The following is a 318-nucleotide window of genomic DNA, read 5'->3' on the forward strand; positions in this document are numbered from 1 at the left end:
AACGACCTACCAGCAAGCTCAAAGTTTGATAGCTATCGGAAGTGGTGGCTTAAAAGGACTAGGTTTCAATAAAACAAATCTTCTTATACCTGTTCGAGAAAGTGATATGATTTTTACGGTGATTGGAGAGGACTTTGGTTTTATTGGTGGGACGGTATTGATTGGACTATACTTGTTGCTCATTTATCGAATGCTGCGGGTAACGTTGAAGTCAAACAATCGATACTACACCTACATATCAACTGGCTATATCATGATGCTCTTGTTCCATGTGTTTGAAAATGTTGGCGCTGCAACTGGTTTGTTACCTTTAACAGG

1 protein-coding gene is annotated in these 318 nt (G+C 39.6%); it reads left to right on the top strand.

The genetic code is table 11. The features are described 5' to 3' along the window. A partial coding sequence (locus C1G53_RS10360; protein WP_161941413.1) for an FtsW/RodA/SpoVE family cell cycle protein occupies positions 1-318 on the top strand: 318 nt, incomplete at both ends.

The organism is Streptococcus suis (assembly GCF_002960445.1).
Taxonomy (GTDB): domain Bacteria; phylum Bacillota; class Bacilli; order Lactobacillales; family Streptococcaceae; genus Streptococcus; species Streptococcus hyiners.